Here is an 8,455-nt window from a genome sequence, read left to right on the forward strand (position 1 = left end):
CCGCGCGGCGGCGCCCCCCCAGAGGGGGCCCCCCCCTCCCCCGTCCAGGCGGGCCGAACGCGGCCCCCGTCCTCGCGAGCGCGGCGGCGCGGAAGCTCGACGGCCGGCCGACGATGCGGCCGGCCCGGGATCGAGCCTCAGCCTATAGCCCAGAAGAGCGGCAGGGCGCCCGCCAGGAACAGCGCGGAGGAGATGAGCACGGCGACGCGCTCGCGATGGCGGAGGATGAGGGCGTGGGGCTGGGCGAACATGGGATGGCGGAGCTGAGGGAGCCGGATCGGAGGTGCGCGGTCACGCTGGCATCCGAACCTTGACGGATCGGGGGCAGGTCGCGTCATCCACAGGCGGTCGTCGGCGGGTGTCGCGGCCGTGCCACAGAGGCGGGCGGCAGGGCCGCCGCTCGGCGCTCCGCACCGGTACGGCGACGGGCGTCCGGGCCGTCGCCGGATCGCCGGGGCGGCGCGGCGCGCCTCAGGCGACGGCCGAGTCGGGGCGGCCGGGCGGCACGAAGGTTTCGGGCGCGTCGATCTGCGCGGCGAACCGCTCGATCGGCTGCGGCCTGCTGATCAGGTAGCCCTGGACCTCGTCGCACGCCTCCGCGGCCAGGAAGCGCATCTGCGCGTCCGTCTCGACGCCCTCCGCCACGACGCTCATCCCGAGGCTGCGGCCGAGCCCCAGAACCGCCCGCACGATCACCGCCGCCTGCGGGCTGACCTCGACATGGCCCACGAAGGACCGGTCGATCTTGATCTTGTCGAAGGGGAAGGCCTGCAGCGTCGCGAGGGACGAGTAGCCGGTGCCGAAATCGTCCATCGCGATGGACACGCCGAAGGCCTTCAGCCGGCGCAGGATGCCGAGCGCCCGCGCCATGTCGTTGATGATCAGGGTCTCGGTGATCTCGAGTTCCAGCCGCGTCGGCGCGAGGCCCGTCTCGGTCAGGATGGCCAGCACGCGCTCGGGCAGATCCGCCTGCTGGAACTGTCGCGGCGACAGGTTCACCGCCACCTTCAGCGGGTGCGCCCAGCGGGCCGCCTCCCGGCAGGCGGCCCGGAGCACCCACTCGCCGAGCGGCAGGATCAGCCCGCTCTCCTCCGCCAGGGGGATGAAGGCGTTCGGCGGCACGAGGCCGCGGGTCGGATGCTCCCAGCGCACGAGCGCCTCGAACCCGAGCAGCCGGCCGGTGCCGGTGCTCACCTGCGGTTGATAGTGCAGGATGAGCTCGTCGCCCTCGATCGCCTGGCGCAGGTCGCGCTCCAGGTCGCGCCGGGCCGCCTCGGCCGCGTCCATCGCGGGCTCGAACACGCGGTGGGTGTTCCGTCCCTCGGTCTTCGCCCGGTACAGGGCGAGGTCGGCGCGGCGGACCAGCGTCTCGCTGTCGAAGCCGTGGCCGGGCGCCCGGGCGATGCCGACGCTCAGGCCCACCTTCAGGCGCTGCTTGCCGAAGGGGATCGGCGCCTGGACGGCCGCGATCAGGCGCGCCGCCAGGGTCTCCGCGCGGGCGGGGTCGTCCGCATCGGTCACCAGCACGGCGAACTCGTCGCCGCTGAAGCGCGCCACCATGTCGTCGGCCCGCAGCACCGCGCGGATGCGGTGGGCCACCGCCCGGAGCAGGAAGTCCCCGGCCGCGTGGCCGAGGCTGTCATTGACGGCCTTGAAGCGGTCGAGGTCGAGGCACAGCACCGCGCAGGTGCCGCCGTTCAGGTGCAGGTCGGCGAGCCGGATCTCGAGCCGCTCATAGAACAGGGCGCGGTTGGGCAGGTCGGTGAGGCCGTCGTGGCGCGCCATGTGGGCGACCTGCCCCTCGGCGGCCTTGCGGGCGCTGATGTCGATCTGGGTGCCGATGAAGCGCACCGCGCGGCCGTCGGCGGCGCGCGCCACCACCTTGCCGCGCGTCATCATCCAGGCCCAGGAGCCGTCCTTGCGGCGCATGCGATGCTCGGACATGTAGGTCGGCGCCCGCCCGCTCAGGTGCTCGATCAGGGCCCGCTCGGCCGCGCCCGCATCCTCCGGGTGGAGCAGGGCCCGCCACGTCCGCGCGTGGCTCGCCAGTTCTCCGGGCTCGTAGCCCAGGACCCCCCACCAGCGGTCGGAGGACCACGCCTCCCCGGTCGTGAGGTCGCAGTCCCAGAGACCGTCGCTGCCCGCATCCTGCGCCAGGGCGAGGCGGGTCTCGCTGACCTGCAGCGTCTCCTCGGCCCGCTTGCGCGCGGTGATGTCCGTGAAGGTCCGCACCGCACCGCCGTCGGGCAGCGGCACGGTGCGGATCTCCAGCACGGTGCCGTCGGGGCGCTCGCGCTCGTAGGTGTGGGCGCGGCACTCCAGGCCGCCCGCGGCCACCCAGCGCTGCAGGGTCGCGCTCGCCTTCCCGAACTCGCCCCGCGCGATCTGGTATTGCCGCACCGCCTCGAAGGTCGGGCGGGACCGCATCAGGTCCGGCGGCAGGTCGAGCAGCGCGAGGGCGCGGGCATTACAGACCTGAACGACGCCGGCGGCGTCGATCATCATCAGTCCCTGATCCATCGTGTCGAGAACGGTGTCGAGGAGCTTCGCCTTCTCCCGCAGCGCGACCGTCCCACTGTTCATACCCGGGGATCCCAATCGTCCGCCTGGGCGAACATTCTGCTGGACGGTGCGAGGTCCCACCGGCGCGGACGGTACCATCGGGGAGCTTTCCGGATTCTTTCCGGAGGCCCGCTTTCAATCGCTGCGTGAACTTCCGCGACGAGGCCGGGAGGAGGCCGGGGCGCGGGTTCCCGAGGCGCCGTCCCGGGCCTTGCCGGGCGGCCCGCGGAGCCCTCTGATAGGCGGCGCGCAGCGGGGACCGGGCCATGGCCGTGAGGCGGATCGTCACCAACATCCGGACGACGCAGATCGAGGCGGCGCGGTCCTTCTACGCGGAGGTGCTTGGCCTGGAGGTGGTCATGGATCACGGCTGGATCCTGACCTTCGCGGCCCCCGGGATGTCGGCGACGCCGCAGATCAGCGTGGCCAGCGCGGGCGGCTCGGGCACACCGGTTCCCGACATCTCGGTCGAGGTCGACGACTTGGCGGAGGTCCTCGCCCGCGTGAGGCGGGCCGGCCTGCCCGTGCTGTACGGTCCGGCCCGGGAGCCCTGGGGCGTGGAGCGGTTCTACGTCCGCGACCCGTTCGACCGGCTGGTCAACATCGTCGCCCATCGTGCGTGAGGCCGCGCGCGAGGCCCACCGTGAGGCCGGGCCGGCCGCTCACTCGGCCTCGTCCCGGACCAGGGAGATGCAGGTCCGCACCATCTCCTCGAGACGCAGATCCTTGGTGTCCCCGATATTGGCGGTCTCCTCCAGACAGCGCATGAAGTACGCCGCGTCCAGCTTGGGCGACAGCGTGTGGAAGGCCCGGCCCATCCGGGTCGAGAAATCGATCTTGTCGGTCGCGCTCGCCCGCGGCCACAGCGAGGCCTTGTCGTCCACGGTCAGGCGGGCGGCCCCCGCCGGCAGAGTCGCGCATGCCAGAGTCACTAAGACGATTATAAGCTTGGTCTGCATTGTAAATCTCCGATCCAGCGGCATAGAACTGCGCGACTCTTCGCAGCGGTGACGGTCGACGGACGCGCTGCTCCTGCGACAGGATGGGAGAAGCGATGCGCGCGATCCGTCTTTCCGGCCCGATCTCGGCCGGCCTCCTGGGTCTTCTGACGGCCCAGGCCCACGCTCAGGCGCAGCCCCCCGCGCAGCCCATCCCGCAGGCCATCCCGCAGGCCATCCCGCAGCCCCCGATCCAGCCCCAGGGACAGCCTTCGATGCAGGCGCAGGACCCGGCGGCCGCCGATCCGCGGCGCAATCAGGCGGCGAAGCTCGCGGGGCTCGCCGGTTTCGTGAACCTCGAATGCCCCGGCCTGCGCAGCGATCCCGCGCGCCTCAAGCAGACCGTCGAGGCCCTGGGCGTCGACGCGGCGAGCCTGGAGACCGGCGACCTGCACCTGACCGCGACCCGCTACATCGCGGCCTACCAGAAGGACGTCGCGGCCAATTGCCGGAAGGCCGAGGCGACGTTCGGGCCGCAGGGATCGATCGTTCCCGGCCTGATCGTGCCGCGGTAGCCCCGGCCCGCTGACGGCGGTCGTCCTCACACCGGGCGCCCGTCCCGCGACAGGGCGATGCGCAGGAGGTCGGCGAGGCTGCCGGCGCCGAGCTTCTGCTTCATGCCCGAGACGACGGCCGACACGCTCCGGTGGCTCATCGACAGGCTGTCGGCGATCGCCTCGTTGGACTTGCCCGCCCCCAGCAGCGACAGCACCTGAACCTCCCGCGCGGTCAGGCGCGCGAGGGGCGATTCCAGGAGCCCGGCATTCAGCATCGCGATCTTGGTCGCGACCTCGTGCGGCAGGTAGCTGTGCCCGGCCGACACGGTCGCCAGCGCCTCGTGGAAGCGCGTCACCGCCGTGTCCTTCAGGACGAAGCCGTGCGCCCCGCCCTCGATGGCGCGGGCGACGATCACCGGGTCGTCGTGCATGCTGAAGGCGAGGATCCGGGTCGCCGGCTCGAGGGCTCGCACCCGGCGGATCAGCGACAGGCCCGACAGCCCCTGGTCGCGGAAGCCCAGGTCGGTCACCACCAGCCCGGGCCGGTGGCGGTGGAAGGTGCGGTAGCCCGACACCACGTCCGCAGCCTCGTGGACCGCCCGGACGCCGGCATCCTCGGCGAGATGGCGGAAGCCGCGCCGCACGACCGGATGGTCGTCGACGATCAGCACCGCGTCGAGAACCCGCGGGCCGTCCCGCCCCACCGGACGGTCGGCCGAGGCCCGGGCGGCGCTCACGGCGTCCCCTCGCCGACCGGGTGCGGGCCGGCGAGGCGCGCCAGCGCGGCCGCGTGGTCGGCCCCCTGCATCCGGGCGTTGTAGTAGTGCTGGCACATCTCGCCGTAGAGGCTCTTGCGGCGGCCGCGCTCCGCCGCGATGCCGCCGAGACCGTCGAGGATCGCGCCGTAGCCCTCGCCGATGCCGGCCTCGGCCAGCATCTGGCCGAGCTGGACGGTGCGGTTGGCGATCATGCGCGGGTCCTCGATGAAGCCGTCGCGGGCTCCGGCCAGCGCCGTCGCCATCGCGCGCACGCGGGGATCGTCGGCCGGCAGGGCCTTGCCGGCCTCGCGGCCCGCGAGCCAGCGGGCCGGGTCGGTCCCGTCGGTCGGCGCGAGCCAGGCCGGCAGGGTGCCCTCGGCGGTGGTGGCCACCACCGCGCCGGCCTCGTCGGCGCGCGCGTCGGCGCGCTCGTCCGCCCCGCGGTCGCAGGCGCCGAGGGCCAGCAGGACCAGCCCGGACGCGATCCCGATGCGGCCGGCACGGCTCATCGCGCGGGCTCCCCCGCCAGGACCGTGCGCGGGCCCTCCGCCACCTTGATGCGCGCCGTCTCGCGCCACGTGGCGAGATCGATCACCGAGACGTCGTCCGAGAACCAGTTCGCCACGTAGGCAAGCGGACCGGCCACCGCGATGCCCTCGGGATAGGGGCCCACCGCCACGGTGGCGACGATCTCGAGCCGGGCCGCGTCGATCACCGTCACGGCGGCGGCGTGCTGGTTGGTGACCAGGATGCGGCTGCCGTCCCCGGTAACCGCCACGCCGTAGGGCATCCGGCCGGCCGGAACCGTGGCGCGGGCCCGCAGCGTCGCCGTGTCGATCACCGTGAGGTCGCCGCTGCGCACGTTGGCGACGTAGAGGCTCGCCTCGTCCGGTGCGAGCGCCAGGGCGAAGGGCGCTTCGCCGGTCGGGACCACGGCCACGCGGGCCATCGTCCCGGTGTCGATCACGCTGACCTGACGGCTCTCGCGGTCGGCGACGTAGAGCCGCCCGCGCCGGTCGAGGACGAGATGGGCCGGGTCGCGGCCCACCGCCGCGGCGCCCTCGACGGCGCCGGTCGCCGCGGAGATCTTCAGGACGCGGTCGCCCGACCAGTCGCCGACGTACAGGTGCGCCCCGTCCGGGCTCGCCGCGAGGCCGAAGGCCTGGCCGGGGACGGGCAGGCGGCGGGGCGGCTCGCCGGGTGCGACGACGGTGACGGCGCGCCCGTCCGGGTGGGTCAGATAGAGGCGGCCGGCCCGGTCGGGCGCCGCCGCCACCGGCGCCGGTCCGAGCGGGATCCGCCCGGCCACGGTCCCGGCCTCGATCCGCGCCAGCTCGGCCCCCTGCTGGCTGACGACCCAGACCGGGTCGCCGGCCGCGGACGCGACACTGGTCCCAGCGCCGGTCCCGGCCGCGACCGCGACCGCGAGCGTCGCGATCAGCCACAGGTGGCGCATGCGGGGCCTCAATGGGTCGTCCGGCCCTCGACGGCCGCCTTCAGACCCTTGAGCCCGTCCGCGAAGTAGCGGTTCATCGCCGTGCGCCCGGCCTCGTCGCTGAGATTCTCCGGCGGCTCGTTGCCGGTGTCGCCCCGGTAGAAGCGGCCGATCCACGAGACCTTGGAGCCGGTCCCGTCCGGGGTCACGGTGAGCGTCGCCGAGTAGGAGGAGACCGGGAGCGCCTTCAGGTCCGGGTCGGACATCCGGTACGAGTAGGTCCGGCCGTCGGCCAGCCACTCGTCCAGCCCCTCGACCAGGGTGCCGCCGGCCTTGAGGGTCACCCGGCGGGTCGTGCCCTCGACGTTGCCGCCACTGGCCTCGGCCTTGGCCACGTCCGGGTGCCAGCGCCCGATGCCGCCGAAATCGCCCACCACCTTCCAGACCGCCTCCGGGGGCGCCTGGATGGTGATCGACTGGTCGATCTTCTGCGGCGTCGGCCCGTGGGCCAGCGCCGCGCCGGCGAGGCCGACGACGGCGAGGCCCGCGGCGAGGGCCGGGGCGAGGGCCGGAAAGAGGGCGAGGGGCATCCGCATGGTCAGGTCCTGATCGCTCCGGCTGGAGCAGGGGTTGGAGCAGGGTGGGCCGCGCGCCCGCGGAGCGCGCGGAGGGCACGGGCGAGGGGCCCCGCCAGGAGGGCCAGGAGCGTCAGAGCCAGGGCCGCCGCCAGGAGGGCGGGCCGCGGGTCGAGGCGGCCGGGCAGCGGGCGCGGCGTCGCCGCGGCGCGCAGAGGGGCGGCGAGACCGCCCGGGCCGTCGAGATGGACGTAGCCGAGGCCGGTCTCGGCGGCGAGGCGCTTCAGGTAGGGCTCGCGGACCGACGAGAGGTGCTCGGTGCCGTGGGCGGCCTGGGCCCCGAAGGGGGCGTTGCGCGGGTTGTAGCCCTCGCGGGATTCCGCGTCGGCCGGGGGCGGCCCGGAGCGGTTCTCCTGCTGGACGTCGCTCTCGCCGAGGAAGCCCGTCTCGCGCCCGCGATCGTCGAAGCGCGGGATCGGCGACAGGCCGTAGCCGCCCGCGCCGACGATCAGCCCGCGCACCGCGCCGGGCCTGCCGTCGAAGGTCGGGCCGCCGGAGGTGGGCAGCGGCGGCGTCTCCTGGCCGTCGGTGAGGAACAGGAGGTCGGCGTCGATCTCCCCCGCCATGGCGACCGACCGGAACAGGCCGGCCGCGATGCGGCTGTCCCCCTCCCAGGCCATGCGCGGGTCGAGGGCCGCGATGGCGCCGTCCAACGGCGCGAAGTCGGCGCAGACCTCGACCGGCGTGAACAGCAGGAACGGCCGCCGGTCGGTGAACAGGCCGAGCGCCACCCGCGAGCCGCAGGGGAGGTCGGGCAGCGTCGCCCGCAGCGCCGCCTTGACGGTCTCGAGCCGGCTCACCGACCCGCCAGCGGCGGGATAGTCGCGCACCGCCATGCTGCCGGTGATGTCGACCACCGCCAGCACCGACACGCCGGTGCGGGTGACCGGGATCGGCGGCGCGACCAGGGCCGCCAGCGCCAGCGCGAGGGCGGCCGCCAGGGCGCGGAACCGCCCGTCGCGCAGGTTGCGGGCGACGAGAGGGGGCAGGACCGAGGGCGGGACGGGGGGAAGGACGCGCCGCGGGCTCACGGGCCGCCCCGCGGCTGGCCGGGGATGTCGGTCCAGATCTTCTTCGGCTCGGCGCGCAGCTCATCCCCGGTCTTGCGGTCGAATTCCGGGTAGTCGCGCACGAGGCGCGAGGCGACGTCGAGGTTGTACTTGGCGTCCCAGAACTCGGGCCGGGCCTGGAGGGCGCGGCGGTAATCCTGCCGCGCCAGCGTCACCTGGGGCGCGGCCTTGTCGAGGTCGCCCCGGCCGATCAGCGCGAAGGCCTGCCGCATCCGCGCGTTGCCGATGACGTACCGCGCCCGGGCCGCCTCCCGCACCGCGCCGGCGCGGTCGAGGGCGTCGAGGAGGGGCTCGGTCTCGCCGAGACGGTCCCGGGCGGCGAGGAAGCCGATCCGCGCCGCCAGAGCGGCGATCCGGTCGTCGTCGCGCGCGGCGCTCCAGCCCGAGACGGCGAACCACAGGGCGGCGGCCGCGAGGACCAGCGGCAGCGCGACCAGCAGGGCCGGCCGGACCCGGCGCCACGCCGCCGCCAAGCCGAGGCGGGGGCGGGCGGCGCGGCG

10 protein-coding genes are annotated in these 8,455 nt (G+C 74.5%); 2 read left to right on the forward strand and 8 right to left on the reverse strand.

The window, feature by feature from the left end:
- Positions 1-471: 471 nt before the first annotated feature.
- Positions 472-2,583 carry a putative bifunctional diguanylate cyclase/phosphodiesterase gene (locus ACLBYE_RS28100; protein ID WP_447696684.1) on the reverse strand — a complete coding sequence of 704 codons (2,112 nt, stop codon included), beginning with the start codon at positions 2,581-2,583 and terminating at the stop codon, positions 472-474.
- A 245-nt stretch (positions 2,584-2,828) separates the two neighbouring features.
- Here ACLBYE_RS28100 and ACLBYE_RS28105 point away from each other — a divergent pair, with 245 nt between their 5' ends.
- Positions 2,829-3,185 carry a VOC family protein gene (locus tag ACLBYE_RS28105; RefSeq protein WP_447696685.1) on the forward strand — a complete coding sequence of 119 codons (357 nt, stop codon included), beginning with the start codon at positions 2,829-2,831 and terminating at the stop codon, positions 3,183-3,185.
- 39 nt (positions 3,186-3,224) lie between these two features.
- Here the strand turns inward: ACLBYE_RS28105 and ACLBYE_RS28110 are convergent, their stop codons facing one another.
- The gene (locus ACLBYE_RS28110) at positions 3,225-3,494 is read right to left on the reverse strand and encodes a hypothetical protein (RefSeq protein ID WP_447696686.1); all 270 of its coding nucleotides are present in this window, start codon (positions 3,492-3,494) and stop codon (positions 3,225-3,227) included.
- 122 nt (positions 3,495-3,616) lie between these two features.
- On the opposite strand from ACLBYE_RS28110, the gene ACLBYE_RS28115 reads away from it, so the two are divergent.
- Positions 3,617-4,075, forward strand: a complete 459-nt coding sequence (locus ACLBYE_RS28115) for a hypothetical protein (protein ID WP_447696687.1) — start codon at positions 3,617-3,619, stop codon at positions 4,073-4,075.
- Positions 4,076-4,101: 26 nt separating this feature from the next.
- On the opposite strand, the gene ACLBYE_RS28120 is transcribed toward ACLBYE_RS28115, so the two are convergent.
- The 6 genes from ACLBYE_RS28120 to ACLBYE_RS28145 form a co-directional block, all read right to left on the reverse strand.
- Positions 4,102-4,794: a response regulator transcription factor gene (locus ACLBYE_RS28120; protein WP_447696688.1), complete on the reverse strand. Its 693-nt coding sequence runs from the start codon at positions 4,792-4,794 to the stop codon at positions 4,102-4,104.
- Positions 4,791-5,324, reverse strand: a complete 534-nt coding sequence (locus ACLBYE_RS28125) for an MxaH protein (protein ID WP_234081580.1) — start codon at positions 5,322-5,324, stop codon at positions 4,791-4,793. The genes ACLBYE_RS28120 and ACLBYE_RS28125 overlap by 4 nt, the downstream gene beginning before the upstream one ends.
- Positions 5,321-6,271, reverse strand: a complete 951-nt coding sequence (locus ACLBYE_RS28130; RefSeq protein ID WP_447696689.1) for a cytochrome D1 domain-containing protein — start codon at positions 6,269-6,271, stop codon at positions 5,321-5,323. Before ACLBYE_RS28130 ends, ACLBYE_RS28125 begins: the two co-directional genes overlap by 4 nt.
- An 8-nt stretch (positions 6,272-6,279) precedes the next feature.
- A complete protein-coding gene (locus tag ACLBYE_RS28135; RefSeq protein ID WP_447696690.1) occupies positions 6,280-6,846 on the reverse strand; it encodes an SRPBCC family protein in 567 nt (188 codons plus the stop codon).
- Between the two features lie 2 nt (positions 6,847-6,848).
- Positions 6,849-7,916 carry a vWA domain-containing protein gene (locus tag ACLBYE_RS28140; protein ID WP_447696691.1) on the reverse strand — a complete coding sequence of 356 codons (1,068 nt, stop codon included), beginning with the start codon at positions 7,914-7,916 and terminating at the stop codon, positions 6,849-6,851.
- Positions 7,913-8,455, reverse strand: a 543-nt coding sequence (locus ACLBYE_RS28145) for an MxaK protein (RefSeq protein WP_447696692.1), incomplete at its 5' end; no start/stop codon positions are given. The genes ACLBYE_RS28145 and ACLBYE_RS28140, both read right to left, overlap by 4 nt.

This window comes from Methylobacterium sp. A52T (assembly GCF_053346095.1).